Origin of the sequence: Rothia sp. LK2492, assembly GCF_040946345.1 — a bacterium.
Classification (GTDB): Bacteria; Actinomycetota; Actinomycetes; order Actinomycetales; family Micrococcaceae; genus Rothia; species Rothia endophytica.
The window spans coordinates 26,042-46,775 of sequence record NZ_JAYWLX010000009.1 but is presented as its reverse complement, the minus strand read 5'-3'; the positions used below and the strand labels follow the sequence as shown (position 1 = coordinate 46,775).

Here is a 20,734-nt window from a genome sequence, read left to right as displayed (position 1 = left end):
CTTTACCTACCTTCCGGCATCTGGGTCGACAGGTCAATGTCTTCCTTGACATCCCGAGTTGAGCGGGTGCTAGTGACGCTAGCAGCGCTATCAATGGCGTCCAAAATATGCGCTGAGACTGGGTGTGATTTTTGGGTGAGAAGCGATCCAACAATCATTGCCACCGTTGAACAGACGATACCTATCAGCATGGGGTCCAGCCCAGTTACCGCCCCCAAGTCTCCAAGCTTCCACACAACAGAGACCGAGCTACCTACCAGCATGCTAGCAAGGGCACCCACCTTATTAGCTTTCCTCCACCAGACTGCGCATATATAAGCAGGGGCAAAGGCTGCACCGAGCACAGTTGCCGCGAAAGTAGCGAGGAAGAGGACGGACGGGGGCTGAAGCAACGCCATCGTCAGACCTCCCAGTGCCATCACTAATACGGTGATTCGCGAAACCTTCACCAGGGTATTTTCAGAGACCTCTTTGAGGAAGAAGCGCCCAACAAGGTCACGAGAAGCGATGGTTGAAGCCTGGAGTAGCAGGGCATCAGCGGTAGACATAATTGCGGCCATCACCGCAGCCATAACAATACCTACAGCGAAGCTCGGCAATACAGTTTTTGCAACCTCAAAAATAGCTTGTTCAGGGGCTGCCAGGTTAGGCACCACGATGAGGGCAAGAAGACCGACCAGGTAGGGAGCGGGGATAAAGAGTAAGTTGAAGGCGGTTGAATAAACGCCGGCCATGCGCGATACCGAAGGCTTTTTCATTGCCATATGGGATACAACAACATGGGGCCAGCCCATGTAACCAACCGAGAAGATCAGAAGGGCACCAATAATCAATCCCCACTGATTCTGATATTCAAGGTCAGCACCAAACATGGTGAGCAGGTTGGGGTTGATGGCTTCAATCTGCTGGTGGCCGGCGGTCAGGCCCCCTACTGCCTGCAAGGTGGCGATAAGAATCCAGACCATGCCAATCAACATGATGATGGCCTGGACGAAGTCGGTGTAGGCGACAGCAAGGTAGCCACCGAGGAAGGTGTAGGAGACAATCACCGCTACCGCGATGACAAGGGCAATATCGAAGCTTACACCGGTCACAGAGGCTAACCCGGCACCACCTGCGATGAACTGGCTCATCAGGTAGAGAAAGAGACCGCCCAGAGCCAAGATGGATGCAACCATTCTCACGGCTGAAGACTGGTAGCGATTTTCAAGGTACTCAATGGAGGAAATTGATCCCAGAATCTTGGTGAGCTTACGCATGCGTCGGCCGATAATAGAGAGGTTGAGGACGCCGCCGCCCAAATCACCCAGGGCGTACCACATACCAAAGTAACCCGATGAGTACCCGAGAGAGCCAGCTCCAGCGAACATATAGCCCGACATCGAGGAGGACTGCAAACGCAAGGCTGTCACTGCTGGGCCCAAGGAGCGTCCGGCAAGGAGGAAATCTTCTGAGTCATTACTAGACTTTTTCATCGCCCAGATTCCGATCAGAATCATAGCGAGAAAGTAGATGATGAGGAATGCTATTGCAATGTTCACAGCCTAATCCTCCTCATCTGCATTGGCCCAGTCTCGGGTCATAAAGTAGAACCCTGCGGTGTATATAATCCAGAACAGTGGAATAACGGTCATCACTAGGACGGTAAACCCTGGTAATCCAAACATTTCAAACCCTTTCCGTCTGAGCCTGTAGGCCACTTACGAAACAACCTCATATTTTTGAGGCATGGAACACATTGCTTTACTTACTAGTGTGGTGGACAAAACCTCATTGCTCAATTATCAAAACGTTCTCTTTAGACAGTAATAGATAACAGAGTGTTGCCGGCAGGAATCCTACCTCCGGAACGCTACTGAATTGAATCTACTTTAATAAAAATAAACACCCTAATCCCCCCTGCCCCGTTCTTCTCAAGAATGGGACAGGGGCAGAGTACGGTGGTAGATATTCAATACTCTATAGATGAGAATGGGGCTTTATTCCTTTGCTAAGGTATTAGTTTTTCTCGTCGAGTTCGGCAAGAGCGGCGTCATAAACATCCAAGCCCCGCACCAGTTCCTCCTCCGAAATCACCAGCGGTGGAGCAACGTGCACCCTGTTAAAGTGCACGAAGGGCCACACGCCGTTCTGCTTGCAGTAACCCGCAAAATCATTCATCGGAGCAGCATCGGCACCAGAGGCATTGAAGGGCACGAGAGGTTCCCTCGTTTCCCTATCTTTGACCAGTTCGATAGCCCAGAAGAGCCCCAGCCCACGAACCTCACCTACAATGTTGTATTTCTCTTTCATCGCCTCGAGCCGGGGACGCACCACCCTCTCGCCCAGGTCACGCACCCGATCAAGGATCTTGTCCTCATCAAAAATTTTGAGAGTCTCTAAACCTGGAGCACAAGCCAAAGGATGACCTGAATAGGTCAGCCCACCTGGGTAAGCTGTCGTAGACCAGGTCTTCTGAATTGCCTTGGAGATAATGACCCCACCCAGAGGAACGTAACCAGAGTTCACTCCCTTAGCGAAGGTGATCAGATCAGGCACAACCCCAAAGTTTTCAACCGCAAAAAGAGTGCCTGTGCGCCCGAAACCTGCCATGACCTCATCGGCAATATAGACGATGCCGTACTTGTCACACAGCGCGCGAACCCCTGGCAGGTAACCCTCAGGTGGTACCAGAATTCCATTGGTGCCTACCACGGTTTCCAAGATAATGGCTGCAATGGTCTGAGATCCCTCAAGGATAATCTGCTGCTCCAGATGAGCCAAAGCACGCTCACATTCCTGCCCCTCATCCTCGGACCAGAAAGCTGAACGGTAAGTGTAGGGACCAAAGAAATGCACCACCGAGGAATCCGAAGGTTCATTTGCCCAACGTCGCGGATCGCCTGTCAAAGAAATCGCGGTAGAGGTCGCTCCATGATAGGAGCGGTAGGCTGACATAACCTTTCGCCGCCCAGTGTAGCCCCGCGCCATGCGCACGGCGTTCTCGTTAGCTTCTGCTCCACCATTGGTGAAAAATACTGAACCGAAGCTCTCCCCCGCCCGCTCCACTAGCTCTTGAGCAAGTTGACTACGGGTGTCATTTTTGAAGGAAGGCTGGATGGTCACCAGTCGATCTGCCTGATCTTTGATTGATTGAATCAACCGCTGGTTGCCATGCCCTAGAGCTAGATTAACCAGTTGGGATGAAAAATCAAGGTAGTCTCGGCCCTGGTCATCGGTGAAGGTAGAGCCCTGACCAGAAACCACGTTGACAGGGTCAATGAGGTCCTGAGCTGACCAAGAGTGAAAGACGTTGCCGTCCATAAGTGTTACTCCTTATCTGTGCTAATGAGCAAAGTTAGTTGGTTGGGAAGCCCAGATTAATTTGGGACTCACTCGCCAGCGGCCACCTCTGCGTGACGACCTTACGGCGGGTATAGAAATTGAAAGCTTCTGGGCCGTAAATGTGGGTGTCACCAAACAAGGAGTCCTTCCACCCACCAAAGGAGAAGGCCCCGATAGGTACAGGGATGGGGACGTTAATGCCCACCATGCCAACCTCGATGTTGAACTCAAACTCTCTGGCGGTACGGCCATCACGAGTGAAGACAGCGGTACCGTTAGCGTACCGGTTAGAGTTGATCAGACTGACCGCCTCTTCAAACGAATCGGCACGCGAAACGACCAGCACAGGGCCAAAAATTTCTTCATCATAAACCGGCATCCCCGGCTTCACATGATCTATGAGGGTAGGCCCAACAAAGTAGCCCTCCGCCGGTAGGTCAGCCTCACGGCCATCAACCAGCACCGTGGCACCCGAATCATTAGCTCCAGCGATGAGCCCTTCGATACGTTCCTTGGCTTGGGCGGTAATCACAGGGCCCATCTCATTCTCAGGGTTGGTGCCTGGCCCAACCTTTAGTTCGCCCATGCGATCCTGGATTTTCTGCACCAGCTCATCAGCGATATCACCCACAGGAACGACCACAGAAATTGCCATACAGCGCTCCCCTGCTGAGCCAAACCCAGCCGAGATAGCGGCGTCCGCTGCCGCATCAAGATCAGCATCAGGCATAACCACCATATGGTTTTTAGCGCCGCCCAGCGCCTGGCAGCGCTTTCCCTGGGACGTGGCACGTTGGTAGATCGATTGAGCAATAGGGGTTGATCCAACGAAGCTAACAGCCTTAACTGCGGGGGCATCGATAATAGCTTCAACAGTGTCCTTGTCGCCGTGCACTACATTGAGCACCCCATCAGGCAGACCGGCCTCGTGGAAAGCCTTAACAATCCAGTTAGCAGATGAAGGGTCGCGTTCTGACGGTTTCAAAATCACGGTGTTACCAGCAGCAATTGCAGCGGTTACCATCCACAGAGGCACCATTGCAGGGAAATTAAAGGGGGTAATACAGGCAACCACTCCAACCGGCTGGCGTGTTTGATGCACGTTAATACCGCTTGCCGCCTGCTCTAAGAACTCGCCCTTCATGTGGTGCAAGAGGCCCGCACAAAATTCGACGTTCTCAAGCCCGCGCGCGATTTCACCCGCTGCGTCCGAAGGTACCTTACCGTGCTCCAAAGAAATTACTTCTGCCAATTCTTCCTGACGCGAAGTTATGATTTCACGGAGCTTGAAGAAAATAGCTGTACGCTTGGCTAGCCCTGTAGCCCTCCATCCGGGGAGGGCTGCTTCGGCGGTGGACACCGCTCTTTCTACAGTGCTGGCATCGGCGAGCGCGACTTCGCCAGTTTGCTCGCCCGTTGCGGGATTGAAAACGGGGCCAAAACGGTCGCTGCCGGAAGCTTCTTTGCCTCCGATGATGTGAGGAATTCTGGTGAGCGTGGTCATACCTTTTTCCTTGGGTATCTGGTTCAGTTGACGGTTAGCCAGTGGGGCTAGTTTCCATCGTTTCATTTCACCTGTACCGCAACTAGAGCTAAGTTGTTCAGTTTTCGCCCCGAAATTAAACAAACTGTCAACGCTGACTATGCCGAGTCATGCGCGTCCTTCAGAGGTTGCATACATAAAATTTCAACATGTACACCTTTTTTGATAACTGAACTAGTTCCCCCATGATGTAAACGCTCGGATACCTAAGGACGCAGCCTATGACCCTCAGCTCAGCTGAAGCAATCACTCTCAAAGACATACTGGCTCTGCCGGTACTAGTAGCTGCGGGTACCAGACTATTAAGCGAAGCAAGCCATCTCGATCAGCCAATACGGTGGGTCCACGTGGTTGACACCCCTCGCGGGGGTGAACTGATCGACGGCGGTGAACTTTTGCTCACCACCGGAGCTAGCCTAGGAAAAACCGCTCCAGAACGCTACAGAACCATTGATAAATGGGTGGACGCAGGAGCGGCCGCCCTGCTTATCGAAATAGGTGTTGTACTTGATGAATTACCGCAAGACATTCTTGAGCATTGTGCAGAGCGGGAGTTACCTCTGATTGTTACCGCGGGTGAGGTTCGTTTCTTAGAGGTCACCGAGGCAGTGCACTCTGCGGTTCTTTCGCGCCAGTTTCAGCAGGTTGAACAGCTACAACGTATTAATGAGTCCTTCTGGAGTCTCATGTATAACAGGGCTCAGGCCGAGCAACTGATTCTACATACGTCCCGTGAGCTTGCACTGCCAGTGGTCCTTGAGGACCTGGCCCACCGCGTCATTCTATACGCTGAGGGCCATGAGTTGCCCTCGCAGTTGTTGCAAGGGTGGGAGGGTAAATCACGACGCTGGGCATCTGATCACAGCGCAGCCGGTCTGATTGCTAACCCTGTTACCGTTCAAGACCCTGAAAATTCTGAGGTGAGCTGGAGTTTTATAGATATTCAAGGGCAGGGTATTCACTGGGGCAGGTTGTTTGTGCGGGGTGCAGTTTTGGACGATACCTTAACCTTGCACACGATGAGGCACGCGGCAATGGCGCTCACCATCGAAAGGCTGGGCGCTTCGAACCCTCATGCGTGGACTGACTTACGGGAACGTATGGGGCTAAAACGGGTGCTGAAAAACCGCTTTACAACCGTCGAGGGCCAAAAGGTTGTGTTGGAATCCAACGGTTTTCATACCGATGGGCGGGCCCTGTTAGCTTCTGAGCTTCGATCCGCCGAACGACTATCGCTAACATCCGTTCGTGACGTCCTGTTATCGATTAGTCCCGATGTTGAAGTGATGGTAGCTCACCACGAAAATAATAGTCACCGAGTGGTTTGCATTATTTCAGCAAACTCCCAAAAGTGGGAGGCTGCTGAGCTGGCAGAAGTTGCGAGGCAAGCTCTGGCAGGGCTTGGAACAGCTATCGAATTTCTGGTGGCTACCGGCCCTAGGGGGCCCATTGACTTAAGTTCTGCCCTGCACAGAATGAGCGCTCTGAACGCTCAGATTCCTGAGACCGGGGTTGCTTTGCGACGGGCTGACCGAAACCAGTTCGATGGTCTAGTGAACTACTTACATCAGGACGTGAGGGTGCAGGAGTTTGGCGAAACCACCCTGCAGCCTGTGCTGCTGCACGATGCTCGCAACGATTCTGATCTTATGGTGACGCTGAGTACCCTGCTCGAACACCCGACGTCCCGGTCAGCAGCGGCCCAGGAGCTTCACCTTTCACGCACAGCCCTCTATTCCCGGATAGCGACCATTGAGAGGCTTTTAGCGGTTGATCTCAACAAGGGCGAGGATTTCTTTGGGCTGAGTCTTGCGGTGCGCAGCTACTACGGAGCCTAGCAACAGTTTTGGGCGGGGATCGTTCCATGGGGTGTGTATTAGTTCTGCGCCGGTGGAACCAACGGCGCCCATCGTGAAGGGGGTTCTCGAGCAGACTAACCTAGCTGGCTGCACTCCGGGCAAGCACAATCATGAGAGGTTGGTTTGCGCCGCCCACAAACTCATCCCGACTCCAAGAGCTATATACCTTATCGATATAGAGACCCGCATTCTCTAGGTCTTGCCTGATCACTTCAAGCGAGCGGAATTGCAGGTGAGATTCAAGCTCTAAAATATCACCCGTATCTTCACATCTATTGACCTCCACCATGGTTACTATGCCATTACTATCCGGCTCACTCACGGTCGTCGTTTCATGAAGCACACCGGCAGAGGTCATGCGTTTCCTACCGGTCTTGTTCCACTTTTCCCAGGCTCTGGCCTCTGGGTTGCGGGTTTCAAAGGCGAGCACTCCCCCGAGGTTGAGGCCTTGGGCAATATCGCTCAGTGTTTGCTTCCAAGCTTGCCCGAGAATGTGCATGGCGACATTGCCGGTCATGAGGACTAGGTCTGCAGAGTTTGGCTTTATCTGGGAGGAGTAGCCCTATCTGACTTATGCGTTCACCTGGTCGATATAACCGATGAGGCTCGTTATCAGCATGAGAACCTGGATGCAGTTACGCTTGTTGAATTGGCGAGGGGAGACAGCATGGACACTGGCGTGGCGCGAGTAGTAGTGCGGCACCTTGTCACCTTTGTCCTTCCAGAACGCCTCGTGCGCGTTCCAAATCGGTAGCCACACGAACGCTTCGTGTACCCTCATATTATCGATTTCACCTGGGATATCATCGCCTCTCTTACGATTCGTGATGGCGCTACGTATTTCCCTGTCGGGGTAATAACGGTAGATAAGCGTGTCCAGCGTAACCGTGAACATAGCCTGAGCAGAACGAAAATGCCCAGCCCGCATCGCGCCGAGTCCGTCGAGGGCAAAGGTAAGCTCATCGCCGACCACCTGGTGGTCTGCCCCTTCCAACACCACAGCACAGTCCTCGATAATTGACTCGTAACATTCACCGAGCACCTGGCGTCGCCCTGCGCTGTCCTTCGCTCGCAACAGTCGAAGAGCCGTCCGTCCACGAGGCACGAGATAGAGAGGGATACCTTCCTTCTCGACGAGCTCGCGGACCTGGTTCACATGAATCTCGCCCACATGTTCTTTGAGGTTGGGAGGCAGAAGGGCACGGTTCAGGCCGTGGGATGCCTGCGAGTCGAAGAGTGACCCTAGAGACCTCCTCAGCCCTTCCAATATGCCTGTCTGATGCTCGGAGATTCGCTTGAGTATCTCCTGAGTTACGGGGCTGATAACCGGGGTATGTAGCGCTGGCAAGTCAAACAGCGGCATCGGGAAAGTAGGGATACTAGCGATAATTGGCGCAATCTGCTCCCGAAAAGGCTCATTGATCGGCGCAAGAACCTCGTAGATCATGGCACTGTAGTCGGGTATCGTCGATTGGATTTGATCCTGCAGGGGCACGAGGGCACTAGAAAGGCTATTGCCCATACTTGTTTGTAGAGACCGTGAGAACTCCGCTGGTATCTGGAAGCCGACAGTTTGTTTCTTCTGGTCGCTCGTGGCCAGCTCTGCAGGCTCCCGAGTTACTCCCTCGGATTTTGATACGTCGCCGTCATCAGGCTCGACCTCGCAGTCGTTTTCATCTTTCACGACGAACCTCCGCTGGACCTCGACACGCAATCGAGTCTTCGATGGATCATCGAGACCATTGTCAATACTTCGAGCAACTCCTCATCAGTAATCCTGCGGTTTATCCTCGGGTCATGCGCCATCGGATTCCGGTAAAGGCCGTTCAAGCCTTTTATGAGATTAGCGAACCCGGTCTGTTCATCCTTATCAGTTTGCGTCCGCAGAAAGTTGATTGCGAGCATCGGTATACCCGACTGGCCGAGCGCCAAAGCAGTATCGACAAGCGCAGCTCCGTCGCCCGAAGCACCGCTTAGGTCCCGGATTCGATCAAAGATGCTCTTGGTTGCCTCAAAACAGGCATGGAAGTGCGACTTCTTTAGCACCTCTAGCGAACAGTATCGGAGTACCTCAGAATGGCATTTACGGCGGTGAAGTTCATCGCGAATCGATGATGCGATGCGAGATGCCTCATCTAACGTCTGGGCAATTGGACCCTTAGCGACCCTGCCCTCATCATTGACTCGCATCCCGACAAATGCAAGGTGTTCGTTGAGCCTATCTTGTCGAAGAGTGAAGAGCTCCGGCTGCCTGCGATACCGTACCGGCTCCATTGCCGTGACGATAAAAGTAATTATGCGTTTCGAGCTTAGGTCCTTTTTCTGACGAGCAACGAAAGCTTCGGTTAGACGGTCACACTTGGTCGCAGTTGGATTCGGGTCCTCCATCCTCAAGTAAACGAGTAAATCGCCAATCTCGCGACCAGTCAACCCGTCGGAGGTGTCGGCAAGAACTTCGGCGATAGCCTTTAGTAACGGATAAGACCACATGGGCTCTAACTGCGCCACACTATCTCACCACCCACAGGTTGATGAGTAAGACCCCGCGAGACATCCGCTGACTTCCCACTTCTTATCTCTAGACTTTAAACGTTGAAACGGAACACTACCGCATTCCGTAGCTGAATATCGTCTGGCTTGATGTTCCGGGGCGGACAGATCGGCGCACTCAGCCGCTGTTCAGAGTCGGCTCCGTCACCGCCGACACACCGGTATCGCGCTTGAGGAGGACGTAGGGGAACGAGCGGCCCACTACCACCCATCCGTCATCCATCAGTGCCGAGGCCTTCCGTGTTCCGAGAACCAGACGATGCTCCCACTGCTTGTCCGAGTGCACGACATGGTGGTGCGCCACGCCGAATCCGACACTATGCCAGCCGTATCGCCCGGCGAGATTGAGCTCGTCAATCGCATCAAAGATGCCCACGGGCCCGATCAGGCGCTCACCCGGATCAAGGCTTCGCGCCGAAAGCTTCACTGGGGCGGCGAACCGCTTTTGCGCAGCCTGCTTGGAGATCCCCAGAGACTTGCCAATATCGACCCACGTCGCTCCCGACTCGCGTGCGGCGAGCACGCTCGACTGGAGGAGTTCGCGTGACTGCTCCTCGATCGCGTGAGCCACCGCAATCGCGGCGATGAAATCCTCCGGCTCCCGGGGCTCCGACACCGGAACAAGTGCCGCCATGACATCTTGCAGCCTCTCGGAGACGTTGTTCACCGTGGCTCGTCTTCCGGGAGGGTCTCCGAAGGTGTCCATTCGCCGCGGGCCACCCGGGGGCGCTTCCCCCACCATGCGAGGTACGAACCCACGCCGACACATCCGACGATGATGACGACCACCGCGACCTGCAGCCACCACACACCAGGAAGAAGATCGAACACCAGGAGGAGCCCGATGACGCTCGGGAGGAACAGGAGCGCGATGCCCCACGAGTAAGAGGGCGGATTTTTCTTGATCTCTGACATGTGTCAACCATAGGTTGACCCGCATAGATTGTCAACGACTAGTTGACGGCCTATTACGCCGAGAGTGTGGCCCTCAAGCCAGCTTCTACGTTGAAGTGGAACTCCACCGGCTTCTGAAACCGAATAGCCCTCGACTGCATAAGCACGCTCAGTCAGGTGTAAAAAGTAGGTCAGCAGAACAAGTCCAGGAGCCAACACAGCACCGCGTTGCTCGCTAAGGACCGGGGAGCAGTTTCACTCGAGTCTTCCGCGGATACGAGGCTCATAATCTGGTCACGCGACCGGCGCGTCCCTGTCAGCAGCCCTATCCCGATATGTGGCCGTCGCGCGGCATTCGTGGGAATATCGCGGACCTCGGCTTCCATAGACCGACCGTGCTCCGGGCCCAACGTATCGCTCGACGTGATGCCGAGCGAGCGGATTCTCCCGCCGCGCATACATCTCGACCTCTATGCCGCGGATCAAACTGCGGAGATCGCACGTCTGTCCCGTCTCGGTGCATGTGAGGTGCCTTGGGATGGCAGGACCGCCGATGCAGGTTACGTGATCATGGAGGATACGGAGGGTAACCGCTTCTGCGTCATCGATGCCTCGGGGTGGAGCGGATTCATGCGCTGACGACGAAGCGACGACCCTGTTTGTAGGCTGCTCACCTCACACATTAAAGCGGAACACTACCACATCGCCGTCCTGCATGACGTAGTCCTTACCTTCGATGCGGACCTTGGCCTTGGCCTTCACCTCAGCCTTGACGAAGCCGCGCTCGAAGTCAGTGTGGATAACACCGGCAGCCTGGGGCGCAGTGTCGCCCTTAGAGATAGTCCAAGCGCGGGTTTCCCTGGGGCCGGCGGTCAGGTAGGTCTGCAGACCCAGGGTGGAGAAGCCCACACGAGCCAGCTTGTCCAAACAGATAAGCGAATCCAGGCAGGCAAGAACGTGATTCAGCCGTTCCGGGGGTCGCTGGGGTCGACGCGCTCAGGACCCAGTGGTCGCCCAGGTGCGGCTGCGCGTCACCAAGGGGTACCCGTCCGAACCACGAACAGCAGGGCAGAGACACCGGCGAAGACCAGCAAGGTAATGCCCATCCAGGGCCCCACCAGACGGCTGGAGTCGGCCTCGCCCCCAACCCGAGGAACCAGCGCAGCGAGCCCAGCCGCCTCAATAATCCCCAGGCCAGCCAAGGACAGGTCATCGAGGAAGAATGCCAGGGGCACGAAGTGCAGAGCCACGACGAGAGCCACCCACCAGGCCATCCAGCGGCCCTTACCCCTGCGGTTCAGGAACAGGCAGCCGACCCCCGCCAGCAGCACCTCCAGGCCGACGACCAGCCCGAACCACGGGTACCTCCCCTCCAGCGCACTGCCTTCACCCCACCGGGCGAACACCCCGTAACCGAACAATCCTGCCAGCAGGAGGCCCATCACCGATCCGGCGCCGAGCCATGGTCGCCACGCCGGCGGCGGGTCCTCCTGACCCCAGCCGAACCAGACGAACGCCATCAGACCGAACCATGCGATGGTGAAGGCGTGGTCGCGAACGAAATCGGTGAACACGTCTACTTCTTCTTGCCAGAGGCGAGACCGCTGCGGAACTCGACCACGTCGCCATCCTGCATGACGTAATCCTTACCTTCGATGCGTACCTTGCCCTTAGCCTTCGCCTCAGCCATGGAGCCGGTGGCGTCCAGGTCGTCGAAGGAAACTACTTCTGCCTTAATAAAGCCACGCTCGAAGTCAGTGTGGATAACACCGGCAGCCTGGGGCGCAGTGTCGCCCTTAGAGATAGTCCAAGCGCGGGTTTCCTTAGGGCCGGCGGTCAGGTAGGTCTGCAGACCCAGGGTGGAGAAGCCCACACGAGCCAGCTTGTCCAGACCAGACTCGTCCTGACCGCTCATTTCCAGCATTTCGCGTGCTTCTTCTTCGTCCAGCTCCACCATGTCAGCCTCAAGCTTGGCATCCAGGAACACAGCCTCAGCAGGTGCAACCATGTCGCGCAGAGCCTGCTGCTTCTCTTCAGAAGCCAGCACCCCATCGTCCGCGTTGAAAACAAAGATGAAGGGCTTGGCGGTCAGCAGGTTCAGCTCCTTGAGCAGAGCCATATCGATTTTCGCCTCTTCTGCTTTGGAAATCAGAGTGTCACCCTGCTCCAAGACAGCCTGAGCCTTCTTGTATTCCTCAAGCTGGGTAGCATCGCCCTTCTTGATTTTCACTGCCTTCTCCAGGCGGGGAATAGCGTTTTCCAGGGTCTGCAGGTCAGCCAGCACCAGCTCGGTGTTAATGGTTTCCATGTCAGAAGCGGGGTCAACCTTGCCGTCCACGTGAATGACGTCCGGGTCATCGAAAGCACGCACTACCTGGGCGATAGCGTGAGCCTCGCGAATGTTTGCCAGGAACTGATTGCCCAGGCCTTCACCCTCGGATGCACCGCGCACGATACCCGCGATATCAACGAAGGAGACGGTTGCGGGCAGGATGCGCTCGGAGCCAAAAATCTCCGCCAGGCGAGCCAGGCGCTCATCGGGCAGGCTGACGACGCCCACGTTGGGCTCGATGGTAGCGAAGGGGTAGTTGGCTGCCAGAATGTTGTTCTTGGTCAGTGCGTTGAAGAGGGTCGACTTGCCGACGTTGGGTAGACCCACGATGCCAATTGTTAGAGCCACGGAAAAATAAACCTTTGTTTGGGGTGTTCTTAGTGCCCAGTTTACTAGGCATGGCGGTTTGCCTGTCCCTTTAGCAGGACGGTCGCGGGTGAGTTTGCTTGTACTTTAGAGCCCGCGCTGGTTTAACTCGGGCGGAGACCGTGACAAATGTCAGGGGCAGGTCGTGACATTTAGCCTGAGCCAAGGGCCTTATCAGGCGGGAAACTTGAGATATGAACACAGCAATTGAAATCCTCAGCGTGAACAAGACCTTCCGCACCCGCACCGCCACGGTGGAGGCCGTCAAAGATGTCAGTTTCTCGGTGCAAACCGGTGAGATTGTTGCCCTGCTGGGCGAGAACGGGGCGGGTAAGAGCACCCTCCTCGACATGCTGCTGGGGCTGACCGAGCCCACCAGCGGTACGGTCAAGCTGTGGGGCTCCTCCCCTAGTCAGGCTGTTGCAGACGGCCGGGTAAGCGCCGTCCTGCAAACAGGTGGCCTACTCACCGACCTCTCAGTCCGCGACCAGGTTGCCATGGTTGCAGCCACCTACCCCAGCCGTCCCGATGTAGATGCCGCGCTAGAAGCAGCTGGTATCAGCCACATTGCTCGCAGAAAAATCAGCAAGTGCTCCGGCGGCCAGCAGCAGAAGGTCAAGTTCGCCATCGCTCTGCTGGGCAACCCTGACCTGCTCTTCCTCGACGAGCCAACAGCCGGCATGGACGTTAACGCCCGCGAACAATTCTGGGAGTCCATGCGGGTTCAGGCTACGGCTGGCAAAACCATTCTCTTTGCCACCCACTACCTTGAAGAAGCCCAAGAGTTCGCCCAGCGCATCGTGGTGCTGGCAGGCGGGCAGCTCATTATGGACGGCACCCCGCAGACCATTCGGGATCACGCTGGCACCCGCGCTATCAGCTTCACCCTGGACGCCCCAACCCTGCATCTCCCCCAAGAACAAGCCCGTGACTGGGGAGTCAGCAACCACACGGTCAACCAAACGACGCACTCCCTGCACTGCCACAACGCCGAGGCTTTCACCCTGCACCTGCTGCAGAACCACAGCGTCACCAATCTGGAAATCATTGCACCCAGCCTTGCTGAAGCCTTCACCCAGCTCACCACCCACACCACCGGAGAAAAGATCTAACCATGCAGAGCCTCAGCTTTCTCTTCTACGACCTCAAGCACTCCCTCTTCAATATTTCCACCCTCTTCTACCTGATCATCATGCCTGCCGGGTTCTACCTGCTCTTTGGGGTGATGCAGGACTACGGTTCAGCCCCCTTCCGAGATGGCAACGCTACCGCCTACGTCATGATCGGCATGGCAGTCTACGGGGCTGTCACCGGTGCGGTGTCCTCATCAGGCACGGCGGTTATCGAAATAGAGTCCGGTTGGGGCCGCCAGCTGGCACTGACCCCCATGAGCCGCAGTGCTCTGCTGGCTAGCAAGGTGCTCAACGCTCTCGTCACCACTGCCCTGCCGGTTATCGCCGTCAATATCATTGCGCTGTTTACCACCGCAGAAATTCCGCCCGCTCAGCAGATGCTCAGCGCCCTAATAGCCATTGCGGCCTCATCTATCTTTGTCTTCTACGGTATAGCGGTGGCACGCCTGGTGAAGTCAGCCCGCGCTGTATCAGTAGCTAGTGGGTTGGTCGTATTCCTCGCGTTCTTTGGCACCACCTTTAGCCCCCTGCCGCTATCACTGATAGACTACGCCCGCTTCACCCCCATGTACGGCGTCACCCAGCTAGCCCGCTACCCCTTTACCGCCGGGGACACCATCACCACCGACACAGTTCAGTGGATGGTGACCGAACCGCTGCACTATGCACTGATCAATGTGGCGGCCTGGGGCATAATCTTTATCGGAGCCAGCATACTACTGCGCAAGCGGTCACTCGCCCGCTAGGCCAGCAAGTTTGAGGCTCACCGCAGCAAGCAGGAAGTAGATATTATGAGCACACAACCCACCATACTGCGGCACTTTGACTGGCTGGCCGCCGGGTTCGCCGGAATTTGGCTAGTATTTCTGCTCTTTCCAATCCAAAAGTTGCTGACTAACAACCAACTGAGCAACACAGAAAAAACGCTGGGCCTAGTTGCTGTGGTTATTTTTGCCCTGATCTACCTGGCCTCTTACGGCGCCCCCTGGGTTTTACCGGGCAAGAAAACCTGGCACCGGACGCTGCAATGGAGCCTGCTCCTGCTCATCCCGACTGCGGCGCTCACCTACGCATTGGGGCCCTGGTGGCTCTATTTCTTCACCTACTTTGTTGCCATGTGGGCCTTTCAAACCCCGCCGCGCATCGGGCTCACCGTCGGCACCCTCGTCACCGTCTTATCCACTCTTGTCATGGTGGTCGACTACCCACACATCTTCCAGCAAGGCGGGTACGGGTTTATTACCGGCGCTTTCTTCGTACTCGTCACGGCGGCGCTCTCAGCCGGCGGGGATGCCCGCGTCCAGCGCCGTGAGCAGCAGCAGCGCACCGAGCAAACCGAGCGTATCGCCAGCGATGTGCACGACATCTTGGGCCGCTCATTGACAGTTATTAACCTCAAAGCAGAGTTAGCTTCGGCACTGGTAGAAGCTGACCCCGCCAGAGCGCAGCGAGAAATCCAGGAAGTCTCAGAGCTGTCCCGCACAGCCCTGGCCGAGGTGCGGGCAACCGTCACCCGCTTGAAAATGCCCACCTTCGCTGGTGAGATTCTCGCATCAGCTCGTGCCCTTGAAACGGCAGGAGTTAAGGCTCACCTGCCCCGCGAACAGGAGGCCCAGGTGCCCGGCACCAACTCGGTGCTGTTTAGCTGGGCTCTGCGTGAAGGGGTCACCAACGTCATTCGCCACTCAGGGGCAGAAAACTGCTGGGTCAAGGTTGAAGCCGACCGGTTAGAAATTCTAGATGACGGTGATACGCCCCAGGGTCATGGGCTGGTTAAGGGTAACGGCTTAACTGGCCTGGAGCAAAGGGTCAAAGATTCTGGTGGTGACCTGCTGTTTGAAACCGGGGGTGCTACCCGTCTGCTTGTTACGATGAACGGAGATACTTCCCCTCTAGGAGCCTGACGCGTGAGCCCCATCAAGATTCTGCTAGCCGATGACCAGCAACTGGTCCGGGACGCCCTAGGGGCCCTGCTTTCCCTGCAGGCAGATATTGAGGTGGCAGGCTCCTGCGGACGCGGGGACCAAGTGCTAGACCTGGCCCGCCAAACCCAGCCGGACGTCGTCTTGCTCGATATCGATATGCCGGGCATGGACGGTATCAGTGTAGCTCAGCAGCTGAAGGAGCAGCGTTTTCCCTGCCGTAGCCTCATCGTTACCACCTTTGGCAGGCCGGGCTACCTGGCAAGGGCGCTTGAAGCGGGTGCCAGCGGTTTCGTGGTTAAAGATACCCCGGCGAGCCAGCTGGCAGAAGGCATCCGCAAGATTCATGCGGGGCTGCGGGTCGTTGACCCGCAGCTAGCAGCCGAGAGCTTCGCGGTAGGCCCCAGCCCGCTCACCGACCGCGAGAAGCAGGTTCTACAGGCAGCCAAGGACGGCGCGTCAATCGTGACTCTGGCGGCACAACTGCATCTATCCCAAGGCACAGTGCGCAACCATCTTTCCAGTTCCATAGCCAAGCTGAACGCCGAAAACCGCTACGATGCAGCCCATCGGGCTGAAGAAAACGGCTGGCTCTAAACAGGTGAGGGCTTAGCCCTAGTGGGCAGAGGCCCCACCCAAATTAAGCACCAGCACTCCAGCCACGATCAGCGAGATGCCCAGAACCTTAACCAGGGTGATGGGTTCGCCCAGGAAGACAGCCCCAACCGCCACGATGGCCGCTGTGCCCAACCCGCTCCAGAGAGCATAAGCCACGCCCACCGGGATATTCCGTACCGCTAGCGAAAGCATAAAGAAAGCAACACCGTACATCGCCAGGCAGCCTAGGGTGGCCCAGAGACGGGTGAACCCCTCAGTGAACTTGAGCAAAGAGGTCGCCGCAATCTCAGAAGCAATGGCGATCGACAGGAAAATATAGGCCATAGTCACCAGTGTAAGGCTGATTGGTTACGTACAGGTGACCACGTTTGAGGTGCAGCGCTACTAGATTCAGAGAGCCGCCATAGGTGGTGCAGAGTAAAGTTGAGGCATGGCTACATCAACGGTTCTTCTTGCAGTTCTTCTTGCCCTGGTGCTCGGTGCCCTTGCAGGGTTTCTCTGGGGACGCGCGGGCTCGGGCAGCGCGGATGCTCTGAAGGAAAAGAATGCCCAGCTGACCGCTGATCTAGCAGCGTCCTTGCAAGCCGAAAAGCACCTGAACGCCCGAGTGCAGAGCCTGGAAACCAAGGCTGAGGCTGATGCCGATGTTCTGCTAGCGCTTGCCCCGCTCAAAACCCAGCTGGCCACCATGGAACGGTCAGTGCGCACCATGGAGTCAGAGCGCGCTCACCAGTATGGGGGGCTGGCTCAGGCAATTGCGGAGTCCAACAGAACTCAGGCCCAGCTACGGGATCTAACCGGGACGCTCTCGACCGCCCTGAGATCTACCAGTGCTCGGGGCACCTGGGGTGAAGCCCAACTCAAACGCGTGGTCGAGGCTGCCGGCATGGCACCTCACGTCACCTACAGTGAGCAAACCAGCGCCAGTTTTGAAGATGCCCACGGGGCGGTGCGTGGCGTCCGCCCCGATATGGTCATCAACTTACCCGGCGGCAAGACCATCATTCTGGATGCCAAGGCGCCGCTGGGTGCCTACCTGGACGCTCAGGAGTCTGAGGGCCCTGCCCAAAAGGCTGACCTGGACCGGCACGCCAAAGCGGTACGCGCCCACGTAGATGCGTTGGCCTCCAAACAGTACTGGGCTGCTTTCGACGCTACACCTGAGCTGGTGCTCTGCTTTATTCCTGCCGAGTCTGCCCTGGCTGCGGCGCTAGCCCACGATGGGCAGCTGCTGGACTATGCCGCAACTAAAAATATTGCCCTGGTGGCGCCGGTTTCCTTGCTGGCAGCTCTCAAGGCTATTGCCTTCTCGTGGCGCCAGGAATCCCTCACCGATAATGCCCGGGAGCTCTTCGTGCTCTCTCAGCAGCTCTATGAGCGGCTGGGCACCGCCGGTTCTCATCTGGGGGCTATGGGGCGCTCGCTGACCCGCGCCGTGGATTCCTACAACGGTCTAGTGGGTTCCCTAGAAACCAGGGTCTTCGTGACAGCCCGTAAGATTGCAGAGCTTAACAAGGCTCCGGTACAGGAGAGCCTCTTCCCCTCCCCCAACGAATCAGCGGTCAAGCCGCTGACCTCCCCAGAGTTTTTAGGTACGGCCTCTGAGACGGGTACAACAGCAGATAGCGGCTCTCGCTCTGACCATCCCGCATCTGAGACCACAGCGGACAACACAGGGCATGACCCCAGCACACCTGGCCTCGATACACCTGCTCCTGAATCCTATGACTCCTGGCTGGATGACTTTCTGACGGTACAAGAGCCAGAACCGAATGAAGATGCCGACTGGAGCCGATAAAAAAATGACCCTTCAACTATTCACGGTTGAAGGGTCACTTTTGATGCTCAGACTTTAGCGGTTGGGCTTTTCGCCGCGTCCGCCCAGGCGCATGGCGGGGGCGCCAGTGTCGTTCTTAAGAGCTGAGCGCAGTTCCTTGGGCAGGGAGAAGAGGATGTCTTCCTTAGCGGTCTCGATAGATTCCACGTCCTCATAGCCGTAGTCAGCCAGTAGGCGCAGCACGTCCTGCACCAGAACCTCGGGGACTGATGCACCGGAGGTAACACCCACGGTGGTGACGCCCTCAAACCAGGTTTCATCAACCTCATTGGCGTAATCCACCAGGTAAGAGGCTTTAGCGCCGTATTCTAGGGCAACCTCCATAAGACGTACCGAGTTCGATGAGTTGGTTGAACCAACTACAATGACCAGCTCAGCCTGTGGTGCGATTTCTTTGATGGCGCCCTGGCGGTTAGAAGTTGCGTAGCAGATGTCGTCGCTGGGCGGATCCTGCAGGGTGGGGAAACGTTCCTTGAGACGCGCAACGGTCTCCAGGGTTTCGTCCACGGACAGGGTGGTCTGTGAAATCCAGACGATCTTTTCGGGGTCGCGTACGGTTACCTTGTCCACTTCATCCGGTGAGTTGACGATCTGAACGTGATCGGGGGCCTCACCCGCGGTGCCCTCAACCTCTTCGTGGCCTTCGTGACCGATAAGAAGGATGTCATAGTCCTGCTTGGCAAAGCGCACGGCCTCACGGTGCACCTTGGAGACCAGCGGGCAGGTGGCATCGATGGTGTTGAGCTGGCGGTCTTCTGACTCGGCGATAACAGCCGGTGAGACGCCGTGGGCTGAGAAGACGGTGACCGAGCCTTCGGGAACTTCATCTACCTCATCCACAAAGATAGCCCCCTGAGCTTCGAGGGTCTCTACCACGTGGCGGTTGTGCACAATTTGCTTGCGCACATAGACCGGGGCACCGTAGTGGTCCAGGGCTTTTTCGACGGCGATGACGGCACGGTCAACACCGGCGCAGTAGCCGCGGGGGGCTGCCAGCAGTACTTTTTTGGTGCCGGTAGGTGCGGCGGCTTCAATTACTTCGCGGGGCTTGCGCATACGGGGCACGGTGGGCAGGCCGAGTTCAATGGTCTTCTCTGCTGTGGACATGCTCTCTATCCTACGTGGTCTTAGCGGGTGTGTGCTGTGGTGGCTCTCGCAGTGGCGCGCAGTATCGCTGAGAGAATAGCCATCAGGGTAAGGGCTAGGGTCGCGATGAGGGCGTATCCGGCCAGGCGGTAATGCAGGTCTGCGTAGGACGCCGTGAGTTTTTCAGCGATGCTTTGCAGGAAGAGTACTGCGGTGGGGCTGGCCGGCAGGCTAATGCCTGAGGTGAGGGAAAGCCCGCCACCCACAAGACCTGCCAGCCAGAGCAGCGCTGCGGCCGAGAGACTGGCAAAAGCCAGGTGTGAAAAGCGGTTACCGGGCCAGAGCAAAAAGCTGAGTGCCGCTATCACCGCAGCTGCTGCGAGCAGGAGCTGCCACGAATCAGAAAACCTGATGAGGGTGTTGATAGCACTATTGATGGGGTAGCTGCCCTGTCCGTTATCTAGGGGAACGGTGCGTCCGGGTAGGGTGCTGGTATCGAGGGTGAACCCCAGCGAATTATTCACTGCATCATCAGCCTGATCATAAATTGCTGAAAGATCAAGCACCGCTGGGCGGCTTTCACCTGAGAAGTTATAGGCGTGAGTGTCACTGATGACTTCTAGCCAGAGGGTTTGAAAGTTCTCTGAGGTGATTGCCCCGGTCGTTGCATCGCTGACGATGGTGTGGGTGCGATCGAAGAGCCAATTCTGCACGTCCCCGTACCAGGTGGTGCTATTGCCGTCGCCCAGATAGGTGGCGATGGCGTCGGAGCTCATAATATCGTCGGTCACTGAGGTTCCCAGCGCCTGCTGAAAATCGGGGTCAGTGGCCAGGGAACTGGTCAGTTCGATGAAGTTTTGGGTGTCTACGAGCGTGGTATCAGCCCAGTAGGCCAGGGCTGAGGTGAGCCCTGTCAGCAGTGCCAGGGGCATGAGCAGAATGCAGATAAAGCGCCGGGTCAGATTTAGCGCCGGCTTGCGGGCAGGCAGAGCGCGGTAGGACGCTGGAAAGGAGCGTCGCTGGGCCGGCTGGTAGGCGGGCTGCCGGTAACTGCCACCGGGTGCAGGCTGATTGTGCTGATAAGGGTGAGGCTGCGGCGGCTGATAGGACGGTACAGGGTAGAGCGCTGCTTGCTGCGCTTCTTGATCCGCGAGGTAGCGCCTATTATCGGCGGCAATCTGGGGGTTCGTCCAGCTCCCGTCCCCGTAATCGGGGAGTTTCTGCGTGGGGTCTGCGCCCCGGTTCTCTGTGCCCATGCTGAGCATACTAG

At 56.7% G+C, this 20,734-nt stretch carries 20 protein-coding genes and 1 pseudogene; 7 read left to right on the top strand and 14 right to left on the bottom strand.

The features are described from left to right. Positions 1–2: 2 nt before the first annotated feature. The 3 genes from VVR27_RS09735 to VVR27_RS09725 form a co-directional block, all read right to left on the bottom strand. Positions 3–1,541 (bottom strand): sodium/proline symporter, encoded by a 1,539-nt coding sequence (locus tag VVR27_RS09735; protein ID WP_368548157.1) that lies wholly within the window; start codon positions 1,539–1,541, stop codon positions 3–5. Positions 1,542–1,998: 457 nt separating this feature from the next. Further along, positions 1,999–3,303 carry an aspartate aminotransferase family protein gene (locus VVR27_RS09730; RefSeq protein WP_368548156.1) on the bottom strand — a complete coding sequence of 435 codons (1,305 nt, stop codon included), beginning with the start codon at positions 3,301–3,303 and terminating at the stop codon, positions 1,999–2,001. A 34-nt stretch (positions 3,304–3,337) separates the two neighbouring features. Next, positions 3,338–4,828: a CoA-acylating methylmalonate-semialdehyde dehydrogenase gene (locus tag VVR27_RS09725; protein WP_368548155.1), complete on the bottom strand. Its 1,491-nt coding sequence runs from the start codon at positions 4,826–4,828 to the stop codon at positions 3,338–3,340. Positions 4,829–5,088: 260 nt separating this feature from the next. Here VVR27_RS09725 and VVR27_RS09720 point away from each other — a divergent pair, with 260 nt between their 5' ends. Further along, positions 5,089–6,705, top strand: a complete 1,617-nt coding sequence (locus tag VVR27_RS09720; protein WP_368548154.1) for a PucR family transcriptional regulator — start codon at positions 5,089–5,091, stop codon at positions 6,703–6,705. Positions 6,706–6,805: 100 nt separating this feature from the next. Here the strand turns inward: VVR27_RS09720 and VVR27_RS09715 are convergent, their stop codons facing one another. From VVR27_RS09715 to VVR27_RS09695, 5 genes are all read right to left on the bottom strand, one after another. Then, positions 6,806–7,243 carry a hypothetical protein gene (locus VVR27_RS09715; protein ID WP_368548153.1) on the bottom strand — a complete coding sequence of 146 codons (438 nt, stop codon included), beginning with the start codon at positions 7,241–7,243 and terminating at the stop codon, positions 6,806–6,808. A 54-nt stretch (positions 7,244–7,297) separates the two neighbouring features. Further along, complete coding sequence (locus VVR27_RS09710; protein WP_237202173.1) at positions 7,298–8,410, bottom strand: hypothetical protein; 1,113 nt, start codon at positions 8,408–8,410, stop codon at positions 7,298–7,300. Then, entirely contained in the window at positions 8,407–9,234 is an 828-nt protein-coding gene (locus VVR27_RS09705; protein ID WP_237202174.1) for a TIGR02391 family protein, read from the bottom strand. The genes VVR27_RS09710 and VVR27_RS09705 overlap by 4 nt, the downstream gene beginning before the upstream one ends. A gap of 160 nt (positions 9,235–9,394) precedes the next feature. Beyond that, on the bottom strand, positions 9,395–9,943 hold the full coding sequence (locus VVR27_RS09700; protein WP_217497266.1) for a hypothetical protein: 549 nt from the start codon (positions 9,941–9,943) through the stop codon (positions 9,395–9,397). Further along, positions 9,940–10,191, bottom strand: a complete 252-nt coding sequence (locus VVR27_RS09695) for a hypothetical protein (protein ID WP_175294436.1) — start codon at positions 10,189–10,191, stop codon at positions 9,940–9,942. Before VVR27_RS09695 ends, VVR27_RS09700 begins: the two co-directional genes overlap by 4 nt. 405 nt (positions 10,192–10,596) lie before the next feature. Here VVR27_RS09695 and VVR27_RS09690 point away from each other — a divergent pair, with 405 nt between their 5' ends. Then, complete coding sequence (locus tag VVR27_RS09690; RefSeq protein WP_409349953.1) at positions 10,597–10,809, top strand: VOC family protein; 213 nt, start codon at positions 10,597–10,599, stop codon at positions 10,807–10,809. A 36-nt stretch (positions 10,810–10,845) separates the two neighbouring features. Here VVR27_RS09690 and VVR27_RS09685 read toward each other — a convergent pair. From VVR27_RS09685 to ychF, 3 genes and pseudogenes are all read right to left on the bottom strand, one after another. After that, a pseudogene (locus VVR27_RS09685) lies at positions 10,846–11,097 on the bottom strand (DUF933 domain-containing protein); the annotation flags it as partial. A 104-nt stretch (positions 11,098–11,201) separates the two neighbouring features. Further along, the gene (locus VVR27_RS09680; protein ID WP_368548151.1) at positions 11,202–11,744 is read right to left on the bottom strand and encodes a hypothetical protein; all 543 of its coding nucleotides are present in this window, start codon (positions 11,742–11,744) and stop codon (positions 11,202–11,204) included. Between the two features lie 2 nt (positions 11,745–11,746). Beyond that, positions 11,747–12,850 carry a redox-regulated ATPase YchF gene (gene ychF / locus VVR27_RS09675; protein WP_368548150.1) on the bottom strand — a complete coding sequence of 368 codons (1,104 nt, stop codon included), beginning with the start codon at positions 12,848–12,850 and terminating at the stop codon, positions 11,747–11,749. Between the two features lie 212 nt (positions 12,851–13,062). Here ychF and VVR27_RS09670 point away from each other — a divergent pair, with 212 nt between their 5' ends. Genes VVR27_RS09670 through VVR27_RS09655 form a run of 4 tightly spaced genes read left to right on the top strand, consistent with a single transcriptional unit; the run spans position 13,063 to position 16,520 of the window. Continuing rightward, complete coding sequence (locus VVR27_RS09670; protein WP_368548149.1) at positions 13,063–13,980, top strand: ABC transporter ATP-binding protein; 918 nt, start codon at positions 13,063–13,065, stop codon at positions 13,978–13,980. Between the two features lie 2 nt (positions 13,981–13,982). Further along, the gene (locus tag VVR27_RS09665) at positions 13,983–14,747 is read left to right on the top strand and encodes an ABC transporter permease (protein WP_368548148.1); all 765 of its coding nucleotides are present in this window, start codon (positions 13,983–13,985) and stop codon (positions 14,745–14,747) included. Between the two features lie 45 nt (positions 14,748–14,792). Further along, positions 14,793–15,905, top strand: coding sequence for a sensor histidine kinase (locus VVR27_RS09660; protein WP_368548147.1), 1,113 nt, complete (start codon positions 14,793–14,795; stop codon positions 15,903–15,905). Between the two features lie 3 nt (positions 15,906–15,908). Beyond that, positions 15,909–16,520, top strand: a complete 612-nt coding sequence (locus VVR27_RS09655; protein WP_346872083.1) for a response regulator transcription factor — start codon at positions 15,909–15,911, stop codon at positions 16,518–16,520. Between the two features lie 18 nt (positions 16,521–16,538). Here VVR27_RS09655 and VVR27_RS09650 read toward each other — a convergent pair whose 3' ends face one another. Further along, positions 16,539–16,865, bottom strand: coding sequence for a multidrug efflux SMR transporter (locus VVR27_RS09650; protein ID WP_368548146.1), 327 nt, complete (start codon positions 16,863–16,865; stop codon positions 16,539–16,541). A 106-nt stretch (positions 16,866–16,971) separates the two neighbouring features. Between VVR27_RS09650 and VVR27_RS09645 the strand changes: the two genes are divergently transcribed. Beyond that, positions 16,972–18,339 (top strand): DNA recombination protein RmuC, encoded by a 1,368-nt coding sequence (locus VVR27_RS09645; protein ID WP_368548145.1) that lies wholly within the window; start codon positions 16,972–16,974, stop codon positions 18,337–18,339. A gap of 54 nt (positions 18,340–18,393) precedes the next feature. Here the strand turns inward: VVR27_RS09645 and VVR27_RS09640 are convergent, their stop codons facing one another. After that, positions 18,394–19,485, bottom strand: a complete 1,092-nt coding sequence (locus VVR27_RS09640; RefSeq protein ID WP_368548144.1) for a 4-hydroxy-3-methylbut-2-enyl diphosphate reductase — start codon at positions 19,483–19,485, stop codon at positions 18,394–18,396. 20 nt (positions 19,486–19,505) lie between these two features. Next, the gene (locus VVR27_RS09635; protein WP_368548143.1) at positions 19,506–20,720 is read right to left on the bottom strand and encodes a hypothetical protein; all 1,215 of its coding nucleotides are present in this window, start codon (positions 20,718–20,720) and stop codon (positions 19,506–19,508) included. Between the last annotated feature and the right edge of the window lie 14 nt (positions 20,721–20,734).

Excerpts from the sequence above, each read along its gene's own strand:
- VVR27_RS09660 (WP_368548147.1), top strand. The coding sequence starts at position 14,793 with ATGAGCACACAACCCACCATACTGCGGCACTTTGACTGGCTGGCCGCC.
- VVR27_RS09720 (WP_368548154.1), top strand. The coding sequence starts at position 5,089 with ATGACCCTCAGCTCAGCTGAAGCAATCACTCTCAAAGACATACTGGCT.
- VVR27_RS09650 (WP_368548146.1), bottom strand. The coding sequence starts at position 16,865 with ATGGCCTATATTTTCCTGTCGATCGCCATTGCTTCTGAGATTGCGGCG.
- VVR27_RS09715 (WP_368548153.1), bottom strand. The coding sequence starts at position 7,243 with ATGACCGGCAATGTCGCCATGCACATTCTCGGGCAAGCTTGGAAGCAA.
- VVR27_RS09635 (WP_368548143.1), bottom strand. The coding sequence starts at position 20,720 with ATGGGCACAGAGAACCGGGGCGCAGACCCCACGCAGAAACTCCCCGAT.
- VVR27_RS09695 (WP_175294436.1), bottom strand. The coding sequence starts at position 10,191 with ATGTCAGAGATCAAGAAAAATCCGCCCTCTTACTCGTGGGGCATCGCG.
- VVR27_RS09645 (WP_368548145.1), top strand. The coding sequence starts at position 16,972 with ATGGCTACATCAACGGTTCTTCTTGCAGTTCTTCTTGCCCTGGTGCTC.
- VVR27_RS09640 (WP_368548144.1), bottom strand. The coding sequence starts at position 19,485 with ATGTCCACAGCAGAGAAGACCATTGAACTCGGCCTGCCCACCGTGCCC.
- VVR27_RS09730 (WP_368548156.1), bottom strand. The coding sequence starts at position 3,303 with ATGGACGGCAACGTCTTTCACTCTTGGTCAGCTCAGGACCTCATTGAC.
- VVR27_RS09725 (WP_368548155.1), bottom strand. The coding sequence starts at position 4,828 with ATGACCACGCTCACCAGAATTCCTCACATCATCGGAGGCAAAGAAGCT.
- VVR27_RS09690 (WP_409349953.1), top strand. The coding sequence starts at position 10,597 with ATGCCGAGCGAGCGGATTCTCCCGCCGCGCATACATCTCGACCTCTAT.
- VVR27_RS09670 (WP_368548149.1), top strand. The coding sequence starts at position 13,063 with ATGAACACAGCAATTGAAATCCTCAGCGTGAACAAGACCTTCCGCACC.
- VVR27_RS09665 (WP_368548148.1), top strand. The coding sequence starts at position 13,983 with ATGCAGAGCCTCAGCTTTCTCTTCTACGACCTCAAGCACTCCCTCTTC.